A 20,773-nucleotide genomic window follows, 5' to 3' on the forward strand; every position below is an offset into this window, starting at 1 on the left:
CGTGCTTGAGAATCTCTATCTCCATCTCCAATACCCGGTTGCGACCTCCACACCAGGTTCCGACGCCGGAACTCGATGAGCTGCTTGTGCTCGTCGGTCGTCACCCCCGCCTTGCGTCCACTGTCGACCGCCTCGCGCTTCATCCAATTCCGCAGGCATGACTCGCTGATCCAGAGATCACGCGCCGCCTGCGCGACAGGCTTGAACTGCGCGACAAGATCAACTGCTCGACGCCAAACTCCGGCTCATATGGTGGGCATCTCACGGACTCGTTCCGAGACGATCATCGTCTCAACTCAGGTGTCGCGAAAAGCGGGTCATGCTCCGTCAGTCTCCAAGCTACGTCGCGGACAACTTGAGGGCGTGCGAAGAAACGCCAGAGTGCGCGCACGCTTATGCCGTCCGGAATCTAAATCTCGTGATCCCGAAGCTGAGCAAATTAGCTGCGCTTATGGCAAGGCGCAGAAGATTCAATTGGACTGTTCATTCGACTCTGCGGATGATGAACACAGCCGGAGAGGCTCATCAGATCAGCGAGAAGGGTTACAACGTGGGAATCATCGACTTCCGGTTGCGTCCGAATACACCGACATACATGGAGCATTGCTCCGGCCCGGCGGCGGAGAAGCTGTGGGCCCGCCCCAAGTTCGGGCCGTACCCAGGTGAGCAGAGCTTCGAGTCTTGGTTGGCGGAGGTTGGCGAGTCGGACGTAACGCTCGGCGTGTTCACGGGGCGGCAGGTGGGCGATCCGTCGTCACCCACCGTTGGCTTCACCAACGACTACATTGCGGAGTGCGTCGAGAAGTCAGACGGAAAGCTCATCGGGTTCGCAGGAGTTGACCCTGGCATGCGTCGCGTTGCCACCAAGGAGTTGCGGCGAGCCGTGGGAGAGCTTGGCATGCGAGGAGTGTCGGTTGACCCGGAGGGATTCCGGCAGACGCCCGACCACCGGCAGTTCTATCCCATCTACGAGACGGCAGCCGAGCTCGAGATCCCCGTGGTGGTGACGGTCGGACCGGTGTGCGGGCGATTCGCCGATCCGTGGGCCATGGACATCGTCGCGGAGGACTTCCCTGAGGTGACGTTCGTGATGTCTCACGGCACCTACCCCCATGTCACTGAACTGATCGCGCTTGCGTATCGCCGAAGCAACATCTATCTCGAGGCGTCCATCTATTACGCGCTCCCTGGCTCCGAGCCGTTCCTGGAAGCTGCCGGCACGGTCCTACAGGATCAGGTCGTCTACGCGAGCGCATTTCCCTTCAATCCGATAACTGCATACGAGAGGTTCGCACAGTTCGAAATCGGCGACGATGCTCTCGGCAAGATCATGTTCGGAAACGCCGCCAGGATTCTCGGCCTGGATGCCCCTCAGTCGTCACACGTTGATGACCATCGCGAGATGCTTGCCGCTTCGGTCTAGTCGTGGTGCCCGACGGCGATCCCAAGCGACCTCGTGTCGCAGTGGTGACCGGCGGGGCCTCTGGGATCGGGGCAGCCGTCATCGCGGGTTTGGTCAACGCCGGTTACGTGACTGCCAGTCTCGATTGGGCCGCTGAGGAGAAGGTATCGAGCCATGGGCTGTCCATCAGTGCGGATGTGCGTGATCCGGAATCCGTGGAACGCGCAGTATCGCGGGTGCTCTCCACATTCGGCCGAATTGACGTGCTCGTCAACTGTGCTGGCGTGGGGCTAACGAAGGCGTTCCTCGAGACGAGCATCTCGGACTGGAACAGGGTAGTCGGCGTCAACTTGACAGGAACATTTCTCGTATCTCAGTGTGTGGCGCGTTGGATGGCGCACGCAGGCTCGGGGGCGATAGTGAACGTTGGCTCGACTGCAACCGTGCTCGGCACACCTGGGCAGACCGCGTATGCGGCATCGAAGGGAGCCGTCGTGGTGGCGTCCGGCAAGGTGGTGTACGGATCGGGTGACCGTGTCGCTGCGGACGTAGCGACGGTCACCGCGTGATCCTTCGAGAGAACTCTTCACATCCATCTCGAAAGGACCCCGACGATGACCGTCTCACCCCACGATATCGACCCTGCCCGCTTCCTCGAAGACCACCTCGCGCAGGCGTCTCCCGATCTGCTGCGGGAGATGCTCGGCACGTTCATCAACCAGCTGCTATCCGCGGACGCGGACCAGATCTGCGGCGCCGCTTACGGCACGATCAGCGACGACAGGGTGAACCGTCGCAACGGTTACCGCCACCGCGACTTCGACACCCGCGCCGGGACCATCGACGTGAAGATCCCCAAGCTCCGGCAGGGCACCTACTTCCCGGAGTGGCTGCTGGAACGCCGCCGCCGCGCGGAGGCCGCACTGACCACCGTGGTCGCGACCAGCTACCTCCTCGGCGTGTCCACCCGTCGGATGGATGACCTGGTGAAGACCCTCGGGATCACCGGGCTGTCGAAGTCGCAGGTGTCGGAGATGGCGCGCGACCTTGACGAGCAGGTGACCGCGTTCCGCACCCGGCCGTTGGACGCCGGCCCGTACTCGTTCGTCGCCGCCGACGCGCTCACCATGAAGGTCCGCGAGGGCGGCCGGGTCGTGAAGGTCGCGGTGCTGGTCGCGACCGGCGTGAACGCCGACGGCTACCGCGAGATCCTCGGTCTGCAAGTCAACTCGACCGAAGACGGCGCCGGCTGGCTGACGTTCTGGCGCGACCTCGTCGCGAGAGGCCTGACCGGCGTGAAGCTCGTCACGTCCGACGCACACGCAGGTCTGGTCGCAGCGATCGGCGCGACCGTCGGCGGGTCCTGGCAGAGGTGCAGAACCCACTACGCGGCGAACCTGATGAGCGTGACCCCAAAGTCCTCGTGGCCATGGGTGAAGACCCTGCTGGGCACGGTTTTCGACCAGCCCGACGCGGAGTCCGTGCACGCCCAGTTCGACCGCGTCCTGGACGCGCTCGAGCACAAGCTCCCCAGGTCGTTCGAGCACCTCGAGGCCGCACGTGAGGAGATCCTCGCGTTCACCGCGTTCCCGAAGAGCATCTGGCGGCAGATCTGGTCCAACAATCCGAACGAACGCCTCAACCGGGAGATCCGCCGCCGCACCGACGTCGTGGGCATCTTCCCGAACCGCGACGCGATCATCCGGCTCGTCGGCGCCGTCCTCGCCGAGCAACACGACGAGTGGGCCGAGCAACGCCGCTACCTCGGCCTCGACGCCCTCGCCGCCGCACGCCGCGTCGGCGAACCCACCACAGAGGAGGTGATCGAACCCGACCTTCGGGCCCTCACAGCCTGACCTCGACACGAGGGATCACACGATCACCGATACACCACGTCCCAGGACTTGACCGCCGTCGTCGCGCTCTCGCGCTCGTTAGCGAGCGAGCTCGGACCACGCGGTGTTCGAGTCAACACCGTCATACCAGGACCGACATACACTCCTCTGGCGGCGGGAATGCAGTCCGAAGAGGCGCAGCGACGTCGGGCGGAACGAACGCCGGATGGACGTCTCGGGTGGCCCGAGGAAGTCGCCGGAGCAATCGTGTTTCTAGCCAGCGAGTGTTCGAGCCACATCTCAGGGGCAGAACTTGCGGTCGACGGCGGCTTCTCTGTCGCCGGGATTCTGGGCGCGTAGGCAGGGAGGTCGGCCACCCACCTTTAGGTGGTCGGCTTTCCTGCAAACACTTCTCGAGTGCTTGCGATGGTGCGTACCAACAACTGCACCATCTCGCTGTACTCCGTCTTGGCGAAGGCCGCCATGTGACGGCGAAGTGGTGGGTCCGGCTCGCAAATGAGGGCGTCCAATCCAGGAACCACCGCGTGCTCTGGCAAGAGTGCGAGGCCGAGGCCGGCGGCCGCCAGCCGCGCCGCCCCATCCATCTGCGAGGTGCGAAGAGCTACACGTTGTCCACCTAGGCCAGCGGCCGCTAGGTGGGAATCAACGTGATCGTGCAGCCCGTTTGGCACGTTGAGCATGACCCAAGTCTGACCGTGAAGGACCGACGTCGGCAGTCTCCCAAGTGACCGAGCAGGTGCACCGACGTGATCTTGCTCGTAGGGGACAATCTGATCGCGGAGAGGGTGCTCGCGAGGAAGTACGAGAACAAACGGCTCCGCGCCTAGCCGATCAAGCGGTCCATCCCAGTCATCAGGCTCCGGTCCGATCGCTAAATCGAAGGTTCCAGTCCGGGCTGCCTCTTCAAGCAAAGTTCGGTGCTGAAACTCTTGAATGCGGACGGACACGTCTGGCATGCGCGCAGACCAGACGCGTAGCGCTCCCGGGAGAAGGTTGACTGTTACCGAGTACACCGTCGCGATGTCGATTCGTCCTGCGCGCCCTGCACGATAATCCTCAACGGCGGAGAACGCTCGCCGCTCGGCCGCGAGAGCGATCTCGGCATGCTTCGCGAACGCCTCGCCCGCGGCGGTCAGTCTCACGCCGCGAGCGAGCCGCTCGAGAAGTCGAACTCCGAGATTCTCCTCAAGCGCATGAATCTGCTGCGACAGACCTGACTGCGTGATGTGCAACTGTTGTGCGGCGATCGTGAACGATTGATGCTCTACGACGGCAAGTAGGTACTCCATCTTTCTCAAAGACATGATCTTTCCTCCATTAGTATCACTACTAGAAGGTCCGATAAAAATCAATTGGACTGAACCCGACGAAGAGGGACACGATTACTTCATCGCAACGTTCAAAGGAGAATCACATGCGTCGTACATCTGGCCCCACCCATGTGCTGGGGGCGGGGATCGCAATCATTGCAAGCATCGCTCTCATAGCTGGCTGCTCCCCTTCCGCAGAAACGGGTTCTCCCTCTGAAGCGCCGGCAGGGTCCTTCGATCTCACTCTCGGAATTGACGGTGGTACCGGTACAGCTCTCTACGTGGTGGCCTGGAAGAACGGCTACTTCGCTGAAGAGGGGATCAACGTAGTCGCCAGCCGACAGTTCCTCAGCGGGAACGAAGCGCTGCAAGCGCAACTTGCTGGGGAAGTCGATCTGTCATCAGTAACCGATCTTCCAGTCATTTCCGCGAGGGCGAAAGCTGAAGAGCAGGGCATGGGCGCGGTGGAGATCATTGGGGCGATGGCGGTCGGACCGCAGGTGCACGCTTTGACAGTGTCCGAGTCGATCGAGAGCCCGGAGGATCTGGAGCGCGACGACGTGAAAGTCGGAGTCACGCTGGGGTCCGGCGGGGAGTATTCCATGCACGCGTTCGTGAAGAATCACGATCTGGATGCGGACCAGATCGAGGTCGTGAACGTCGGCACCGACGACATGGTTGCAGCCTTCACGCGGGGAGACATTCAAGCCTTCTTTAGTTGGGCACCTATCACGCAGACCGCCGTTCAGACCGTCGCTGGTGCGTACATCTTCGAGTACGGAGACGAGTACGACTGGACGAGCCGGAATTACATCGTCGCGTCTGAGCGCTTGAGTCAGGACGAGGAAGCGTCAGAGGCGGTGCTCCGCGCTCTCGACACGGCAGCGCAGTGGACCGAAGAGAACCGAGATGAAGCCATCCAGATCCTGAGCGACACGCTCAGTGTGCCAGTTGATGCGCTGGAGCTCCCCTTTAGTCTGTTCAAGTACGAAGTCTCCTTCACCGATGACCACGTATCGACGCTGACGAACGTCGCGACCTGGGCGGTCGAGACCGAGAAGATTCCCGGAGTCCCGACGTGGAGTGAGTTCGTCAATCTCGCGCCCATGACTGCCGCAGTGCCGGAAGCGATGACGGCCGACCTCGGAGGGCTCGAGTGATCAAGTTCGAACACGTCACCAAGAGCTTTGCGAGCTCCGGTGGGCAGACGGTCTTCAATGACGTGAGCTTTGAGCTTCGGGAAGGCGAGTTGTTCTGTCTGCTCGGCCCGAGTGGATGCGGAAAGAGTACGCTACTAAACCTGCTCGCCGGCTTTGAGGACCCGACTGCCGGAACAATTACGAAGCGCGGGCAGCCGATCGCTGGTCCCGGATCTGATCGCGGAGTGCTGTTCCAGACCTTCGAGGCACTGTTTGAGTGGGGTCAAGTCCTGGGACGTGGTGTATCGGTGATCGTGTGATCCCTCGTGTCGAGGTCAGGCTGTGAGGGCCCGAAGGTCGGGTTCGATCACCTCCTCTGTGGTGGGTTCGCCGACGCGGCGTGCGGCGGCGAGGGCGTCGAGGCCGAGGTAGCGGCGTTGCTCGGCCCACTCGTCGTGTTGCTCGGCGAGGACGGCGCCGACGAGCCGGATGATCGCGTCGCGGTTCGGGAAGATGCCCACGACGTCGGTGCGGCGGCGGATCTCCCGGTTGAGGCGTTCGTTCGGATTGTTGGACCAGATCTGCCGCCAGATGCTCTTCGGGAACGCGGTGAACGCGAGGATCTCCTCACGTGCGGCCTCGAGGTGCTCGAACGACCTGGGGAGCTTGTGCTCGAGCGCGTCCAGGACGCGGTCGAACTGGGCGTGCACGGACTCCGCGTCGGGCTGGTCGAAAACCGTGCCCAGCAGGGTCTTCACCCATGGCCACGAGGACTTTGGGGTCACGCTCATCAGGTTCGCCGCGTAGTGGGTTCTGCACCTCTGCCAGGACCCGCCGACGGTCGCGCCGATCGCTGCGACCAGACCTGCGTGTGCGTCGGACGTGACGAGCTTCACGCCGGTCAGGCCTCTCGCGACGAGGTCGCGCCAGAACGTCAGCCAGCCGGCGCCGTCTTCGGTCGAGTTGACTTGCAGACCGAGGATCTCGCGGTAGCCGTCGGCGTTCACGCCGGTCGCGACCAGCACCGCGACCTTCACGACCCGGCCGCCCTCGCGGACCTTCATGGTGAGCGCGTCGGCGGCGACGAACGAGTACGGGCCGGCGTCCAACGGCCGGGTGCGGAACGCGGTCACCTGCTCGTCAAGGTCGCGCGCCATCTCCGACACCTGCGACTTCGACAGCCCGGTGATCCCGAGGGTCTTCACCAGGTCATCCATCCGACGGGTGGACACGCCGAGGAGGTAGCTGGTCGCGACCACGGTGGTCAGTGCGGCCTCCGCGCGGCGGCGGCGTTCCAGCAGCCACTCCGGGAAGTAGGTGCCCTGCCGGAGCTTGGGGATCTTCACGTCGATGGTCCCGGCGCGGGTGTCGAAGTCGCGGTGGCGGTAACCGTTGCGACGGTTCACCCTGTCGTCGCTGATCGTGCCGTAAGCGGCGCCGCAGATCTGGTCCGCGTCCGCGGATAGCAGCTGGTTGATGAACGTGCCGAGCATCTCCCGCAGCAGATCGGGAGACGCCTGCGCGAGGTGGTCTTCGAGGAAGCGGGCAGGGTCGATATCGTGGGGTGAGACGGTCATCGTCGGGGTCCTTTCGAGATGGATGTGAAGAGTTCTCTCGAAGGATCACGCGGTGACCGTCGCTACGTCCGCAGCGACACGGTCACCCGATCCGTACACCACCTTGCCGGACGCCACCTTGAGTGGCTCAATGTGCGGGAGAACGTAGAGCTTGCGCTCAAGGTCAAGAAGATGCCGAAGCGCGAGCGGACGCGGGTCACCGAAGAATACATCAACCTGGTTGGGCTTGAAGGGCAGGAACGCAAGTACCCGGGTCAGTTGTCGGGAGGAATGAAGCAACGCGTGCAGCTCGCGAGGGTGCTAGCAAACAGCCCCGAGGTTCTCCTGATGGACGAGCCGTTTGGAGCGCTCGACAGCCAAACGCGCCGTGCAATGCAATCTGAACTCCTGAGAATCTGGGCGGCGGACCGCAAGACAGTTCTGCTCATCACGCACGACATCGATGAGGCGATCGCGCTGGCCGATCGGATAGCGGTGATGTCTGCCGGGCCGAACGCTCACATCGCGAAGACCTTCGACGTGGATCTCCCCCGACCACGCGCGCACGGTACAGAGTTCGTCGAGCTCTGGAACGCAATCGACGCGTCGCTCGAGCGGCCGAGTCGGAAGGCCGCAGCATGACCGGGACGCTGACAGCCACGAGCACCATCCGATCCGGCAAGCCGCCCAGCAAGGGGTGGCGTCCCGGCGAGAGCAGGTTGGCACGGCTCTTCACTCCTGTGCTGTCTGTCGGCGTAGGGATCGCGCTGTGGTGGCTGGTCTCACTTTTCGTGAGTCCCATCTTGTTCGCATCTCCCGCCCAGACTTGGGACGCGTTCATCGTGAGCCTGCAGAACGGAAGTCTGGTCTCGAACGCGAGTGCGAGCCTCTTTCGGATTCTTACCGGCTGGGTCATTGGACTCCTTGTCGGTATACCGCTAGGGCTGTTGCTGGGGAGTTCAACCTGGCTACGGAGATTCCTCGATCCCTACGTGAACTTCCTCCGATTCATTCCACCGATCGCACTTCTTCCAGTCGCGATTCTGTGGTTCGGCATCGGTGAGGGGTCGAAGATCTTTCTCATCACTTACAGCAGCATCTTCATCGTCGTGCTCAACGCGATTGCTGGGGTCTACGCGATTCCGACCGTGAAGAGATGGGCTGCACGCAGCCTTGGTATGGGCCCGGCTGACGTCTTCTTCAGAGTCACCGTGCCCTCGACCGTCCCGTTCTTGATTACGGGTGCACGTATCGCGATGGGGAATGCCTTTACCACGATCGTCGCGGCGGAGATGATCTCTGCGGAGTCAGGACTTGGGTACATGATCTTCACCGCGCGCCAGTTCTTTCAGACCGGCACGATGTTCACGGGCATCCTCGTCATCGGCCTCCTGGGATTCCTCGCCGATCGGTTGCTGTCGTTCGTCGGGCGGCGCGTGCTGGCCCGTTACGGCACACATGACAGCGCAGGTGCCAGGTGAACTCCTCCACCTTGAGTGGGCGGACCGCTCTCGTAACGGGGTCCGGATCAAGCGGCGGAATCGGCGCCGCCATCGTGCAGGTGCTCGCAGCTGCCGGCGCCCGTGTCGTGATCGCCGATCTTCCTCATCTCAAGGCGAGCGCTCTAAGTCAGTGCGAAGCGCTTTCCCGTTACGGGTACGAAGCGCGCTTCTGTGAGCTAGACGTCGGAAGCCAACAAGACTGGGAGAGGGTCATAGCCGAACTTGCACAAGACGGTCTCGAGCTTGACGTTCTCGTGTGCAATGCGGGCATCAACTCTCCATCTGCACCAGAGAATCAGAGCCTCGACGACTGGGAGCGGATACTTCGCGTCAATCTGACCGGGCCATTCTTGGGGATGCAGGCGGTGCTCCCGAGCATGCGTGTGCGAGGCGGAGGATCGATCATCTGCATCGGGTCTGTGTCGGCATCAGTAGTCACCCCTCCCACACCCGGGTTGTCGAACGCCGCTTACCACGCCAGCAAAGCCGGGCTCGGCATGCTGGCAAAGACGGTGGCGATCAACCATGCGCGCGATGGCGTTCGGGTCAACGTCGTTGCTCCGGGTTCTGTGCTTACGCCGATGCTGGCGCGGGGTGGAAAGGGCGCAGAGCTGATGGCAAACACTCCGATGGGTCGCCTTGCAGATCCTGCGGAGATTGCAAACGCTGTTCTCTTCCTTGCCTCGGACGCCGCTTCGTTCATCACCGCTTCGACGCTAACTGTCGACGGCGGCTACTCAGCGGTTTAGGACCCACGTCTGTTCTCATTGCCACGCCGCAAGGGGTGAACGAAACAGCCCGATACAAGCCGTGCGGAATCGGTTCGCACGCGAACGAACGACATCGACCGCCACCGTCGCCTTGATGATGGTGAACCCAGGGTTCCCTACGATTGCAGTGGTGGGCACGAACATCGACCGCTGTCTCGCCCGCGTCAGCGGAAAGTTGGAGCGGCGAGCGCTTGAGCCGGCGGCTTGTTGCAGGCGGGAGCGAGCTGATCCCGTACTCGCTCCATGAACCGGGACGGGCGTGAGCTGGTCGCGGAGCTCGCGGCACGGAAGTGGCACATTTTGCGCGCTCGGGGATCTCCACCGGGGCGCATCGAGATCATCCGGTCGCTCCCGTCGGGGAGCGACGACGAGTGCAGTGAATTCCTCAGCCGACCCTGAGCAGAGGATCTAGTTGTACCCGGCCATCACGTTGGTTTGCCTCCGAGGCCTGAGTGGCGTCGTCCAGCGGGGTAGTGCTCGAGCCAGGGCGCAAGGTCTTGGGTGCGTGCGTCGTTGGACGAGTATGGGCGCCGGTAGGCCCACTCGCTCTGCAGCGTGCGGTTGAGTCTCTCGACCTTCCCGTTCTGCCAGGGGTGGTGGGGTTTGATGAACATCTGCCGGATTCTGTTGTCGGCGCAGACGCGTCGCAGCGACCACCGGTCGGCCCAGGCGTTGTCTGTGATCAGCCGCTCGATGCGTGGTATCCCGTGCGCGGCGAAGTGGGCGATTGCCCGCTCGAGGAACGCCGAGCAGGTGGGGCCTTTCTCGTCATCAAGGACCTCGGAGTAGGCCAGACGGGAGTAGTCGTCGACGAGGGAGTGGACGTAGTCAAACCCGACGATGATCTGTTTCCGCGCTGCGGTGGAGCCCATTGATCGGCCGTGTGCTTTCCAGCCGCCGCCGTCGGGGATCCGGCCCAGCTTCTTCACGTCCATATGGACCAGCTCGCCGGGATGCTGTCGTTCGTAGCGGACCGTGGTGGTCGTGGACGCGCGGATCACTTCGCCCGTGATCGGGTCCAGCCGAGACAGATGCGGCATGGCATAGCGGACGCGGATCCGAGACACGGTGCGCGGGCACGCCCAGCTGCGCCGCGATCTCATCGCGTCCGATGCGTTCCTGCCTGCGTAGTTCGACAACGGCCTGCTCGGTCACCGCTGGCGTTCGAGATGGCGACCGGTGAGGGCGTGAGGAGCGATCCCCCAGCCCTTGCTCGCCCTCGTCGCGGTAACGATCAAGCCAACGCCTCACACAATTCCGGGACACCCCCATCGCCGCGGCGATATGCGCTTGTTTCAGCCCGCCCGGGCACGTTCGATGATCAACTGCCGCCCGAAAAGGTCAGACGGGCATTACGTGGGGCACGAGAACCTCCGAGTTTGTGAAGACGTCAGACATCTCCGCTAAGCCCGGGGGTTCTCTCTATTCACAAGACCCGAAACGACACCAACCTCATGGCCGGGACTGCTGCACGAATAGGTGACAGGTTGTAGTCACGCCGCCAGTGCGGCGGTCGTGTTCATGATGGTCTCGAACTCGATGGGCGTCAAACGGCCCAGGCGGAGTTGGCGCCTCCGGCGGTGGTAGGTCCGCTCGATCCAGGTGACGATCGCGATCCGCAACTGCTCCCGGGTGGTCCACGAGCGGCGGTCGAGGACGTTCTTCTGCAGCAGGGCGAAGAACGATTCCATGGCGGCGTTGTCGCCGCTGGAGCCGACTCTGCCCATCGATCCGACCATGCGGCGGCAGGCCAGGGCGCGCAGGAACTTCCTGCTCCGAAATTGAGATCCTCGGTCCGAGTGGACGATGCAGCCGGCGACATCACCGCGCATCTGGGCGGCGTTCTCGAGCGCCTGGACGGCCAAGCGGGACTTCATTCTCGAGTCGATCGAGTACCCGACGATCCGGCCCGAATACACGTCCTTGATCGCGCAGCAGTAGAGCTTGCCTTCACTCGTTTTGTGCTCCGTAATGTCCACGAGCCAGAGCTCGTTCGGCGCGTCGGCGGCGAACACGTGACGCGTTCTGCCGTCCTCGTCGATGACGGCGCAGAGGTCGTCGTGGACGGGTGGGCCGGGGCGCCGGCCCTTGCCGCGCTTCTTCCCGAACGCGCTCCACCACCCATTCGTGGACGCGATCCGCCACGCCGTCCGATCCGACATGGATTCGCCCGCATCACGGGCCTCGTCGGCGAGGAGCCGGTGCCCGAACTCGGGGTCGTCGCGGTGCGCGTCGAAGAGCGCGTTCGCGCGATACGCCTCCACCACCTCGCTGGAGGTGATGGGATGCGCCAGCCACCGGTAATAGGGCTGGCGAGAGAGCTTGAGCACCCGACACGTCACCGTCACAGGAATCCCTGCGGCGGCGAGCTCTGTCACGAGCGGGTAGAACCTTTTCCCGGGAGGTTCGCCTGCGACAGATACGCCGCCGCTCGACGCAACACCTCGTTCTCCTGCTCCAGCAGCCGGATCCGTTTCCGCGCCTCCCGCAGCTCAGCCCCTTCGACACGGGATTGGCCGGGCTTGGCACCCTCGTCGACGTCGGCGCGACGCAGCCACTTCTGCAACGTCATCGGGTGAACGCCGAAGTCTTTCGCGATCTGCTCGATCGTCACTCCGGGCTCACGGTTCCGCGCGACGCGCACGACGTCATCACGGAACTCGCTCGGGTAGGGCTTGGGCACAATGCCATCCTTCCAGGCCGCCCTCCCGGGCAAGCCAGATCAGATGTCACCTATTCGTGCAGCAGTCCCGCCGGGTACATCTAGTCGGTCGCTTGGGCGCTCTGCGGCAGGGACTCCGTCAGCGAGTCATGGCCCGGCGGCGTGTCGCTCGAACAAACACGCGAGGAGTCTCGCCGGTGGGCGACCATTAACGGCGCCGGCGCGTGTGTGGCGACCGGGTGCTTCTCTATGTCTTGGGTGAAGCCAGCTAGGGGAGATGCTGAGGCTGTCCCTCGCGAGAACGGGTGATGGCGAATCGCGTAAGCCTGACTGCCGCGTGGCGACAGGCGGCGACGTCGGTCGCGCCGGCCAATCGAAGCTCCAAACTGATCAGCCCCTCGGGCCAGGCCGAGGGGGCGGGCGCGGTAGCCAGATTCGCGCGAGCAACATGCAAAGACTGACGGTCAACGGGCCAGACTCTGGGGTGCCTCATTCGTGGAAAGGCTCAGGACGTCCTGGGGTGGGTGAGATCACGTCCGGACTACTCAAAGCCGCGCCCTGCAATCTGTCGACGACCGCGTCGCTATGGCCTCGTTTTCAACCGTCGCCAACACAATCGACGAGTGAGCTGTGTCTTATCGGCTACAGCCCACCCCTCCGATCGAGCGGCGCCGCTCGAGCGGAGCAGTGGCGGCCGAAACCGCGGTCGCTAGTTGGCGTCAGCCAGTGATCGTCAGCGGATGCTTAGAGCGAAGATCGCTCCGAGTGCGACTAAAGCGGCTAGCAATGTGGACATCGCCCCGAGCGCCAGCGCTCGCCCTCCGGTGGCGAAGAGCTTCCGAACGTTGACTGCAAAGCCTAGGCCGAGCATCGCGGCAGTAAGAAGGAGATTCGCGCCAAACTCCAGCACGGCGAGGACCTCGGCCGGAAACGGAACGAACGTCCTGAGAAGAACTGCCGCGAGAAATCCAGCGACGAACAGCGGCAGCACCGGAGGTCTACCGACGGCGGTCGCTGTCCCGAAGCGTCGTCCACTTGTTGCACTGACGATCGCGATGAGGGGGGCAAGCATCACGACTCGGCCCAGTTTGGCTATCGTCGCGAGTGCAAGTGCCACCGATGAAACGAAGCCCCCCGCCGCGACGACTTGTGCGACCTCGTGGACGCTCGCACCGATCCATAGCCCCGCTTGAAGATCGCTGAGCCCAAGTGCTCGGGACAGGGCAGGAATCGCGAACATGGCCACAGTGCCGAAGATGGTGACGAGAGCAACCGCTTGCGCGGTCTCTTCCTCGTGCTTTCCCTCCCTATCAACCACGCCGCTCATGGCGGCAACCGCCGAAGCGCCGCAGATGGAGAATCCCGTCGCAATCAGCATCCGTGTCACACGTGACACTCGGAGCAGGCGCCCGATGGCGAGAGTTCCCAGAAACGTGCCTGCGACTGTCAGGACGAGAACGAAGATTCCTCCCCATCCGATCACCATCAGACTCGTAAGCGACAACTTAAACCCAAGAAGCACGATCCCGATGCGCAGAAACTTCCTCGACGCCTCCGAGATCGGCCTGCTCGCAGCGGCTGGAACAACGCGGGCATTCCCGACCAGCACCCCGAGGCAGATCGCGATTAGCAGCGGCGAAACCCCCGGAGTGAGCGCCGTGGCGAACATCGTCGCCGCGGCTATTGAAAGTATCGCGATTGCGACGAACAGGGGCACAGTCCGCTGGGACACCGAAGTAGTCATGCGATCAGACTGACCGGTGACATCACATGACAGAAGGGTCAAACGGCTGGCGCGCATATAGACTGTATCTATGGGAGGTGAGAATCCAAACGCACTACCCGACGCGGTCGAGCTGGATGCTCGGGTGACCCTCGCAGTGTTGCGGCAACTCGTAGCCCTTCAAAGACTTGGATCCATTAGCGCGGTCGCGCGCGACCTCGGAGTGAGTCAGCCGACCGTCTCCATGAACTTGTCGAGGCTCGAGGACGCACTCGGCGTGTCCATCATTCTGCGTTCAGCCCGGGGCAGCACGCTCACGTCCGCGGGCGAAGCGATCGCGACCGCGGCGACTCCGCTCGTCGAATCAGCGCGCGAGCTTGCGCAGCGAATCTCGTGCTTGCCAAGTCTCACCAAAACGCCGCTGCGCATCGCCGCAAGCCTGACCATCGCTGAGCACCTGGTTCCTAGGTGGCTCGCGGATCGTCGGATTGCCGGCGTTATACCTCCGGCGGCCGCCACGCTCTGTGTTGGGAATTCGTCAGAAGTGATGAATTGGCTTCACGACGGGCGAGCAGACATCGGTTTCGTGGAGGGCAATCGGATCGCGCACGGTCTCGATAGTGCGCTTGTCGGCGAAGATGAGCTGGTGGCAGTCGTTTCTCAATCACACCCATGGCGATCTTGGGCGGAAGTGAGAGGCAGCGAACTCGCTCAGAGCGGTTTGGTTCTTCGCGAGCGCGGGTCAGGCACTAGAGAAGTGATGGAGGCCGCCTTCGCCCGCGCGAAGATCAGCCTTCCGACGACTCTGCCGAGCTTTGGCTCTACCGCGGCCATTCTCACCGCCGTTCGCTACGGGGGCGCCGTCGCGGTGGTCTCATCGCTCGCGATCGCCGATGAGGTTGCCGCACGTGAGCTCGTCGCGTTGCGGGTATCGGACGTTGATCTCCGCAGACGGCTTAGCGCCGTGTGGAGCCGCGGAGCGAGCCCGCGTCCGGATGCGGCCGCGGTTGTCGCGAATCTCGTCGCCGCCCATAGAAGGTCGACCGACTAAACCATGTGGTCCGTCAGGACCCGTTCGACTAACCGAAACAGACGGCAGCTCGTCGGTAACGCTGGCTGGTGATGCTCTTCACTGAGCCGATTGCCTCCGCGAGGTCGGCTGTCACGATGGTCTCTCCGCGCAGAGACACCATCCGCCCCCATTCGCCACGTGCTGCGGCGTCGACAGCTGCCGCGCCGAACCTCGCCGCGAGCACTCGATCGTAGGCAGTCGGCGTCCCACCGCGTTGAATGTGTCCGAGCGTGGTGGCTCGCGTCTCAATGCCCGTCCGACCCTCGATCAACCTCGCCAGCAACTCACCGACGCCGCCGAGTCGCGGGCGTCCGGAGGGCTCGTGGCCTCGTTCGGCAACCACCCCGACATCGCCGAGTGGAAAACCTTCGGCGACTACCACCAGGGGAGGTTGGTGTCGCTCACGCGCCGACTCGACCCACCCGATCACTTGCTCGATGGACGCCGGCTGTTCCGGAATCAGGACGGCGTGAGCTCCCGTTGCGATTCCTGAATGCAGCGCGATCCACCCAGAATCGCGACCCATCACCTCGACGACCATGCAGCGAGCATGAGATGCCCCAGTCGTGAGAAGACGATCCATCGCGTCAGTCGCGATCTGAACGGCCGTGTCGAAGCCAAAGCTGTAATCCGTCCCATTGAGGTCGTTGTCAATCGTCTTCGGAACGCCGACAACATTGACGCCCGTACGGACAAGCGCGTGCGCGGCCGAGAGTGACCCCTCGCCTCCGATCGCGATAATCCCGTCCAGAGAATTGTCGGAAATTGCGCGTTTGACCCTGGAGCCGGTGGGGTCTGCATCGAGCGGATTCGTCCGCGACGTTCCGAGGATCGTGCCACCTAGCCCGGCAATGCCTCTGGTGCTGTCCTCCGAGACCGGTATGACGTCGTTTTCGACGACACCACGCCAGCCGTTACGGAAACCGACAAGTTGCCCTCGGTGCTCGCGGGACAACCGGATATGAGCGCTCCTGATAACCGCGTTCAGCCCAGGGCAGTCGCCTCCACTGGTGAGTATCCCAAGTCTAAGCATCAGCGCTCCAACCGAAAAATGGACGAACTGTCCGAAACTAGTGTACATTGATCACTCGGGACGCGGCACCGGAGCTTTTCGGTGCGAACCGTAGCAACACGACCCGCAGAGTGGAGAGTCATGTCAGTCGCCAAAGTTGTCAGGCTGCGGGTTGATCCCCAAGCCTCGCGAGCCTTGGATGCCGTCCTTGAGGATGCGCAGAGCGCTTTCGCGGCTGAGGTAGGGCTCGTGCATTGGGGCATCTACGCGGGCGCCGCGGATAACGAGCGCATACTCGTCGAAGTGTTCGCAGATGAGAATGCCGTGCGCGAGCACGACGACTCCCACCACGTCCAGACATTGATCGCGGCGTTTGAGTCCCTCGAAGTTGAGGTCGTTGCGAACGAGCAACTGACGCCACCGACAGCTTCTTCAACGGAGCGAGCTACTAAGGAGAACTCAAAGTGAGTCAGCATCTGTTCATCACGGGTGGGTCAGGGTACCTCGGGCAGGCCATCGGGCAGCGCCTCTTGCGGGCCGGACACAGAGTCTCGAGCCTCGTTCGATCCGAGAGTGGCGCGAAGTCACTCTCTGCGTTGGGAATCACACCGGTCCTGGGTGGACTGGACGACGTGGCTTCCCTCGATCTGGAGTCGTACGACGGTGTGATTGACACCGCGACCGCCGATCACGCCCCATCGACGGCGGCGTTCCTGTCCGCGCTCGCCGGCAGCGAGCGTCCCTTCATTCGCACCAGCGGAACGGGCGTGTACACCGACTTGGGTGGCGGCGTGCGCTCTGAAGTCGTCTACCGCGAAACCGACCGTTTCACTCCCGCCCCGGTCGTCTCCGCGCGCTACCAGTCTGACGAGCTCGTGCTCGGCGCGAGGGATCAGGGCATCCGGACGATTGTCATTCGCCCGGCGATGGTTTACGGCGATGGAGCGTCAGAACAGCTGCCGCTCCTCTTGCGATACGCCCTGCGGACCGGCCGGTCTATCTACGCGGGGTCGGGCGAGAACCGCTGGAGCAATGTCTACCTGTATGACCTTGCTGAGTTCTACCTTCTTGCGCTCGAGAAGGCTGCACCTGGGAGCGTCTACAACATTGCTTCGGGCGAATGCGAAATGCGTTCGATTGCTGAGGGGATTGCCGAGGTGCTCGGACTGGGTGAAGCCGAGGGCGTACACATCGATGAGGCGCGCGCCGAACTCGGTGAGCGATGGGTCGACGTGGCGTTGGCCAGCAACAGTCGGGTTGACTCGACGAGCGCTCGAACTGACCTCGGATGGGCGCCGGTCGGCCCGAGCCTGCTGGAGGACCTGGTGCGTGGATCGTATCGACGGGTGTGGGCAAGCAAGGGCGATCCGCACGATCACGTCACCGCTAAGGGCTGAGCGATGATCTCGCTGGATCTGCGAGGGCGACGCGCGCTTGTCACTGGCTCGACTCGGGGGCTGGGCTTCGCTATGGCCGCGCGCCTCGCGGAAGCGGGGGCCTGCGTCGGAGTCAACGGGCGAAGTGTCGACTCGGTCGAGAGTGCGTTGGAGAAGCTCCGCGAGTTAGTCCCCAACGCCGAGTTCGACGGTGTCGTCGCGGACCTTGTCTCCATCGATGCTGCCCGAGCTGTCGAACGACAGTTCCCGAACATCGACATTCTGGTCAACAATGTTGGCGTCTATCAGGTCGGAGACGCTCTCTCGACCTCGGACCAGGTCTGGGCTGATCACTTCGACACGAACGTCCTCACGGGAGTTCGAATGACCCAGGTGGCGCTGCCTGGAATGCTGGAGCGTGGGTGGGGACGAATCCTCTTCATCGCGAGTGACGCTGCTGTGTCGGTTCCCAAGGACATGGTGCACTACTCCGCCTCCAAGACCGCTCTCCTCGCCGTGGCTAGGGGCTTTGCGAAGGCAACCGCTGGGTCGTCGGTCACCGTGAACTCGGTGATTGTCGGTCCTTCAGAGTCGGAAGGGCTGCGCACTTTCGCGGCCGGCCTTGTGGGGGACGAGCTGCCGTGGGGCGAAGCCCAGGCAGCGTTCATGAGAGAGCATCGCCCGCTGTCGCTCATTCAGCGGGTGATTCGCCCGCAAGAGGTCGCGAACATGATCGTCTACCTCAGCTCTGACCTTGCGTCCGCGACGACAGGCGGCGCGATCAGAGTCGATGGTGGCTACGTCGACGCCATCACTCCGTAGCCGCAGATTCCCCGATCTGAGAGGCGACATCCTGCAGCGCCTCGACGAGCTGCGCCTCTCGTCCGATGACGTCTGCTCGCCGGCCTGCCACCGATAGCGCCGCGAGGAACCCCCCCGACGGATCAAGGACTGGTGCAGCAACGGCACCCACCCCGACCGTCACGTCTTCGTCGGAGACGCAGTAGCCACGCTCGCGGCTCAACGTGACGTCAGCGAGAATCGCGTTCTTACTCTCGAGCGAGTTGCTGGTCAGACGCTCGGGGTGGTGCGCATCGAGGTACGCCCCAGGATCTTCTGGGCCGAAGGCGAGTGTGATTCGTCCGACGCCTCCAAGATGAAGCGGCAGACTGCCGCCGGGTTCGAGAACCAGAACCTGGACACCCTGGCCGTGCAGCCTCCGAATGCATACAGTTCGGTGCTCGCGCGGGACACTGAGAAACACCGTCAGGTGGGTGAGGTCGCGCAGCTCACGGAGAAGATCATCTCGATGGAACCAGGGTGCTGCCGTAGCGAGTGCACGGTCGCCGAACAACAGCCACTTGGTACTGAGGGAAGTCGTGCCATCAGGCAGTTGAGTCCCGAGTCCGTCCTGGACAAGTGCCGCCAGCAGCCGATACGCGCTGGGGCGCGGAATGCCGATCTCTTTGGCCAGTTCAGGTGGCGTCATGGGCCCGGACCGCGCAAGGACCTCAACCGCTGATTTGAGCGAGGTAAGTACTCGACTCGGCTTGTCCGGCTTAGGCATCGCGGTACCCAAGAGACGATGACACGTCCATGGCTTCGCGCCGGACGAGCTCCCCGAACGCTTCCGCGGCGGAGAAGTTCTCCTGAACCTTGAGAGCACTCAAGGTGACCGAGGCTGTGACAACTCCGCGATGGTCTCGCACGGGTGCCGCTACGCTCACGACCCCGGCAGTAATATCACCATCTGATTCGGCGAGGCCAGTCTCGCGTATCCGACTCAACTCAGACTCCAAACGTGCGGCATCGGGCTCGGTTATCGGATTCGACTGTGATCCGCGGAGCGCTCTCAAGTACGCCCGCCGGAACTCGTCCGAAGAGAACGCCAAGATCGCACGAGGACCGGCTCCGAGATGAAGTGGCAAGGACCCGCCGATCGCCAGCTCGGCTGTTCGGATGTACTTACCGTCGACTCGTTCGATGCACACTGCTCGTTGTCCGTCTGGGACGCAAAGATATGCGGTCTCCGAAGTGGCATCAGCGAGACGGGCGAGCGACGACCTCGCTACCGCCCGCAAGTCCAGTGTCGAGGCGATCGCCTGTCCGATGGCAATCAGATCAACGCCAAGTCGGGCGGGGGCGCCTTTACGGCCGCTTCGCTCTATCCAACCAATCGATTCAAGGTTGTTGAGCATGCGGTAGACGGTCGTGATCGGCTCGTTCAGCTGCGAAGCCAGATCCGATGCCGTGAGCTCGCCGCGAGACGCGAGTCGCTCGAGGACTCGGGTGGCCTTTGAGACCGCGCTCATGCCTGCGCCGTCAGCATCCAAAGTCGTTGGCGACACCGTCGTCCTTCCATTTCCTGGACAAACTCTACAGATGGGGGGACTTGCCGTCTAGCGCCCTGGGACCAGAAAAACCCAATTTATGAACAGTCTGTCCGATTTAGTAGACAGAAGCTCAGCTTCTGAGTTATATTTCCGAGGTAATCAACCACCTGACGCGTTGAGGTCCTGGAAACAGCGACATGGCGTCACCCGCAAGGAAGCGAACGAAGATGGCCAGTAAGGCAGTGAAGCCGAGCCCCATCACGGCTGACCTCTTCACGTTGGCCGGCCAGACCGCCGTGGTCACGGGCGGTGGCTCTGGCATCGGTAAGGCGATCGCGCTGGGTCTAGCCCAACGTGGCGCGAACGTCGGGATCGTGGACTTCGCTGCAGAAGGAGCCGCTGAGACTGCCGCGCGCGTGGCTGAGATGGGCGTTGGCTCGCTCGCGATTGCCGCCGACGTCACCGACGAAGACGGCATGACTTCCGCGGTCGAGAAGACCGTGCATGCGCTCGGGCCCCTCTCACTGGCGGTGAATGCCGCGGGCATTGCTCAGGCCACGCCTGCATTGGAACTCAGCGCGGAGCAGTTCGAGCGTCTCTACAGGATCAATGTGATTGGGCTCTTCAGGAGTTGCCAGGCTGAGGCCCGCGCAATGATGGCATCCGGTGGAGGGTCAATCCTCAACCTCGCATCGATCAGCGGCATCGTCTCGCACCGCGAGATGCTCCAGGCGCACTACAACAGCTCGAAAGCCGCCGTGGCGCACCTCACGCGTTCGCTCGCCACCGAATGGGCCGCGCACTCGATTCGCGTGAACGCGCTCTCGCCCGGGTTCACCTTGACCCCCATGAACGCTCGCGCCGAAGTCGCATCAATGCGCGAGGAAATCAGCGAGAAGATCCCGACGGGTCGTTTCGCTGAACCGGAGGAGATGGTGGGGCCAGCGGTCTTCCTCCTCTCGAATGCAGCGTCCTACTGCACAGGCGTGGACCTCGTGGTCGATGGCGGGTACACGCTCCTATAACTAGGGCGCTCTGCGCCCTACAAAGCTCACCCGAT

General features: G+C 63.0%; 21 protein-coding genes and 1 pseudogene. 14 read left to right on the forward strand and 8 right to left on the reverse strand.

The features are described from left to right. The first annotated feature begins 499 nt into the window (after window positions 1–499). From CGU35_RS00085 to CGU35_RS18790, 4 genes are read left to right on the forward strand one after another with little or no spacing between them, the layout of a single operon-like run. Window positions 500–1,423 (forward strand): amidohydrolase family protein, encoded by a 924-nt coding sequence (locus CGU35_RS00085; RefSeq protein ID WP_157813846.1) that lies wholly within the window; start codon window positions 500–502, stop codon window positions 1,421–1,423. A 44-nt stretch (window positions 1,424–1,467) separates the two neighbouring features. After that, window positions 1,468–1,971, forward strand: coding sequence for an SDR family NAD(P)-dependent oxidoreductase (locus tag CGU35_RS18680; RefSeq protein ID WP_258034462.1), 504 nt, complete (start codon window positions 1,468–1,470; stop codon window positions 1,969–1,971). 45 nt (window positions 1,972–2,016) lie between these two features. Further along, window positions 2,017–3,258 (forward strand): IS256 family transposase, encoded by a 1,242-nt coding sequence (locus CGU35_RS00095; RefSeq protein ID WP_100809640.1) that lies wholly within the window; start codon window positions 2,017–2,019, stop codon window positions 3,256–3,258. Window positions 3,259–3,306: 48 nt separating this feature from the next. Next, window positions 3,307–3,597, forward strand: a complete 291-nt coding sequence (locus CGU35_RS18790) for an SDR family oxidoreductase (RefSeq protein WP_100809641.1) — start codon at window positions 3,307–3,309, stop codon at window positions 3,595–3,597. A gap of 23 nt (window positions 3,598–3,620) precedes the next feature. On the opposite strand, the gene CGU35_RS00105 is transcribed toward CGU35_RS18790, so the two are convergent. Then, the gene (locus CGU35_RS00105; protein ID WP_100809642.1) at window positions 3,621–4,562 is read right to left on the reverse strand and encodes a LysR family transcriptional regulator; all 942 of its coding nucleotides are present in this window, start codon (window positions 4,560–4,562) and stop codon (window positions 3,621–3,623) included. A 110-nt stretch (window positions 4,563–4,672) separates the two neighbouring features. On the opposite strand from CGU35_RS00105, the gene CGU35_RS00110 reads away from it, so the two are divergent. Then, entirely contained in the window at window positions 4,673–5,728 is a 1,056-nt protein-coding gene (locus CGU35_RS00110; protein WP_100809643.1) for an ABC transporter substrate-binding protein, read from the forward strand. Continuing rightward, window positions 5,725–6,027 carry an ATP-binding cassette domain-containing protein gene (locus CGU35_RS18685; protein WP_100809644.1) on the forward strand — a complete coding sequence of 101 codons (303 nt, stop codon included), beginning with the start codon at window positions 5,725–5,727 and terminating at the stop codon, window positions 6,025–6,027. The genes CGU35_RS00110 and CGU35_RS18685 overlap by 4 nt, the downstream gene beginning before the upstream one ends. Window positions 6,028–6,042: 15 nt before the next feature. On the opposite strand, the gene CGU35_RS00120 is transcribed toward CGU35_RS18685, so the two are convergent. Next, window positions 6,043–7,284 carry an IS256 family transposase gene (locus CGU35_RS00120; protein WP_100809640.1) on the reverse strand — a complete coding sequence of 414 codons (1,242 nt, stop codon included), beginning with the start codon at window positions 7,282–7,284 and terminating at the stop codon, window positions 6,043–6,045. A gap of 18 nt (window positions 7,285–7,302) precedes the next feature. Between CGU35_RS00120 and CGU35_RS00125 the strand changes: the two genes are divergently transcribed. The 3 genes from CGU35_RS00125 to CGU35_RS00135 are packed head-to-tail and all read left to right on the forward strand — an operon-like array spanning window position 7,303 to window position 9,514. Then, window positions 7,303–7,905 carry an ABC transporter ATP-binding protein gene (locus CGU35_RS00125; protein WP_100809645.1) on the forward strand — a complete coding sequence of 201 codons (603 nt, stop codon included), beginning with the start codon at window positions 7,303–7,305 and terminating at the stop codon, window positions 7,903–7,905. Next, window positions 7,902–8,744: an ABC transporter permease gene (locus CGU35_RS00130; protein ID WP_100809646.1), complete on the forward strand. Its 843-nt coding sequence runs from the start codon at window positions 7,902–7,904 to the stop codon at window positions 8,742–8,744. Before CGU35_RS00125 ends, CGU35_RS00130 begins: the two co-directional genes overlap by 4 nt. Continuing rightward, window positions 8,741–9,514, forward strand: coding sequence for an SDR family NAD(P)-dependent oxidoreductase (locus tag CGU35_RS00135; protein WP_100809647.1), 774 nt, complete (start codon window positions 8,741–8,743; stop codon window positions 9,512–9,514). Before CGU35_RS00130 ends, CGU35_RS00135 begins: the two co-directional genes overlap by 4 nt. A 446-nt stretch (window positions 9,515–9,960) precedes the next feature. Here the strand turns inward: CGU35_RS00135 and CGU35_RS00140 are convergent. From CGU35_RS00140 to CGU35_RS00150, 3 genes and pseudogenes are all read right to left on the reverse strand, one after another. After that, window positions 9,961–10,880 (reverse strand): annotated as a pseudogene (locus CGU35_RS00140) (IS481 family transposase). Window positions 10,881–11,028: 148 nt separating this feature from the next. Further along, window positions 11,029–12,218, reverse strand: a protein-coding gene (locus CGU35_RS00145; protein WP_100809648.1) for an IS3 family transposase whose coding sequence is annotated in 2 segments (ribosomal slippage) — window positions 11,029–11,931 and window positions 11,934–12,218 — 1,188 coding nt in all. Because the reading frame shifts where the segments join, the coding sequence is not laid out codon by codon here. A gap of 712 nt (window positions 12,219–12,930) precedes the next feature. Then, window positions 12,931–13,941: a YeiH family protein gene (locus tag CGU35_RS00150; RefSeq protein WP_157813847.1), complete on the reverse strand. Its 1,011-nt coding sequence runs from the start codon at window positions 13,939–13,941 to the stop codon at window positions 12,931–12,933. 70 nt (window positions 13,942–14,011) lie between these two features. Between CGU35_RS00150 and CGU35_RS00155 the strand changes: the two genes are divergently transcribed. Further along, the gene (locus CGU35_RS00155) at window positions 14,012–14,971 is read left to right on the forward strand and encodes a LysR family transcriptional regulator (protein WP_100809650.1); all 960 of its coding nucleotides are present in this window, start codon (window positions 14,012–14,014) and stop codon (window positions 14,969–14,971) included. 28 nt (window positions 14,972–14,999) lie between these two features. Here CGU35_RS00155 and CGU35_RS00160 read toward each other — a convergent pair whose 3' ends face one another. Continuing rightward, window positions 15,000–16,025, reverse strand: a complete 1,026-nt coding sequence (locus CGU35_RS00160) for an ATP-dependent 6-phosphofructokinase (RefSeq protein ID WP_100809745.1) — start codon at window positions 16,023–16,025, stop codon at window positions 15,000–15,002. Between the two features lie 120 nt (window positions 16,026–16,145). Between CGU35_RS00160 and CGU35_RS18795 the strand changes: the two genes are divergently transcribed. The 3 genes from CGU35_RS18795 to CGU35_RS00175 are packed head-to-tail and all read left to right on the forward strand — an operon-like array spanning window position 16,146 to window position 18,202. Then, window positions 16,146–16,472: a putative quinol monooxygenase gene (locus CGU35_RS18795; protein WP_100809651.1), complete on the forward strand. Its 327-nt coding sequence runs from the start codon at window positions 16,146–16,148 to the stop codon at window positions 16,470–16,472. Continuing rightward, on the forward strand, window positions 16,469–17,401 hold the full coding sequence (locus CGU35_RS00170) for an NAD-dependent epimerase/dehydratase family protein (protein ID WP_100809652.1): 933 nt from the start codon (window positions 16,469–16,471) through the stop codon (window positions 17,399–17,401). Before CGU35_RS18795 ends, CGU35_RS00170 begins: the two co-directional genes overlap by 4 nt. A 3-nt stretch (window positions 17,402–17,404) precedes the next feature. Further along, window positions 17,405–18,202 (forward strand): SDR family NAD(P)-dependent oxidoreductase, encoded by a 798-nt coding sequence (locus CGU35_RS00175; RefSeq protein ID WP_308455402.1) that lies wholly within the window; start codon window positions 17,405–17,407, stop codon window positions 18,200–18,202. Here the strand turns inward: CGU35_RS00175 and CGU35_RS00180 are convergent. Next, window positions 18,192–18,947, reverse strand: coding sequence for an IclR family transcriptional regulator (locus CGU35_RS00180; RefSeq protein ID WP_100809653.1), 756 nt, complete (start codon window positions 18,945–18,947; stop codon window positions 18,192–18,194). The two genes, CGU35_RS00175 and CGU35_RS00180, sit on opposite strands and share 11 nt — an antisense overlap. Then, the gene (locus CGU35_RS00185) at window positions 18,940–19,692 is read right to left on the reverse strand and encodes an IclR family transcriptional regulator (RefSeq protein ID WP_100809654.1); all 753 of its coding nucleotides are present in this window, start codon (window positions 19,690–19,692) and stop codon (window positions 18,940–18,942) included. Before CGU35_RS00185 ends, CGU35_RS00180 begins: the two co-directional genes overlap by 8 nt. 263 nt (window positions 19,693–19,955) lie before the next feature. On the opposite strand from CGU35_RS00185, the gene CGU35_RS00190 reads away from it, so the two are divergent. Further along, the gene (locus CGU35_RS00190) at window positions 19,956–20,738 is read left to right on the forward strand and encodes a glucose 1-dehydrogenase (RefSeq protein ID WP_232711082.1); all 783 of its coding nucleotides are present in this window, start codon (window positions 19,956–19,958) and stop codon (window positions 20,736–20,738) included. The last annotated feature ends 35 nt before the right edge of the window (window positions 20,739–20,773 follow it).

This window comes from Microbacterium sp. BR1 (assembly GCF_002812725.1).
Classification (GTDB): Bacteria; Actinomycetota; Actinomycetes; order Actinomycetales; family Microbacteriaceae; genus Microbacterium.

Coding starts and splice junctions, on each gene's coding strand:
- CGU35_RS18795 (WP_100809651.1), top strand. CDS start 16,146: ATGTCAGTCGCCAAAGTTGTCAGGCTGCGGGTTGATCCCCAAGCCTCG.
- CGU35_RS00180 (WP_100809653.1), bottom strand. CDS start 18,947: ATGCCTAAGCCGGACAAGCCGAGTCGAGTACTTACCTCGCTCAAATCA.
- CGU35_RS00105 (WP_100809642.1), bottom strand. CDS start 4,562: ATGTCTTTGAGAAAGATGGAGTACCTACTTGCCGTCGTAGAGCATCAA.
- CGU35_RS00130 (WP_100809646.1), top strand. CDS start 7,902: ATGACCGGGACGCTGACAGCCACGAGCACCATCCGATCCGGCAAGCCG.
- CGU35_RS00160 (WP_100809745.1), bottom strand. CDS start 16,025: ATGCTTAGACTTGGGATACTCACCAGTGGAGGCGACTGCCCTGGGCTG.
- CGU35_RS00085 (WP_157813846.1), top strand. CDS start 500: ATGATGAACACAGCCGGAGAGGCTCATCAGATCAGCGAGAAGGGTTAC.
- CGU35_RS00175 (WP_308455402.1), top strand. CDS start 17,405: ATGATCTCGCTGGATCTGCGAGGGCGACGCGCGCTTGTCACTGGCTCG.
- CGU35_RS00120 (WP_100809640.1), bottom strand. CDS start 7,284: ATGACCGTCTCACCCCACGATATCGACCCTGCCCGCTTCCTCGAAGAC.
- CGU35_RS00185 (WP_100809654.1), bottom strand. CDS start 19,692: ATGAGCGCGGTCTCAAAGGCCACCCGAGTCCTCGAGCGACTCGCGTCT.
- CGU35_RS00155 (WP_100809650.1), top strand. CDS start 14,012: ATGGGAGGTGAGAATCCAAACGCACTACCCGACGCGGTCGAGCTGGAT.
- CGU35_RS00110 (WP_100809643.1), top strand. CDS start 4,673: ATGCGTCGTACATCTGGCCCCACCCATGTGCTGGGGGCGGGGATCGCA.
- CGU35_RS00125 (WP_100809645.1), top strand. CDS start 7,303: ATGGATGTGAAGAGTTCTCTCGAAGGATCACGCGGTGACCGTCGCTAC.
- CGU35_RS00095 (WP_100809640.1), top strand. CDS start 2,017: ATGACCGTCTCACCCCACGATATCGACCCTGCCCGCTTCCTCGAAGAC.
- CGU35_RS00150 (WP_157813847.1), bottom strand. CDS start 13,941: ATGACTACTTCGGTGTCCCAGCGGACTGTGCCCCTGTTCGTCGCAATC.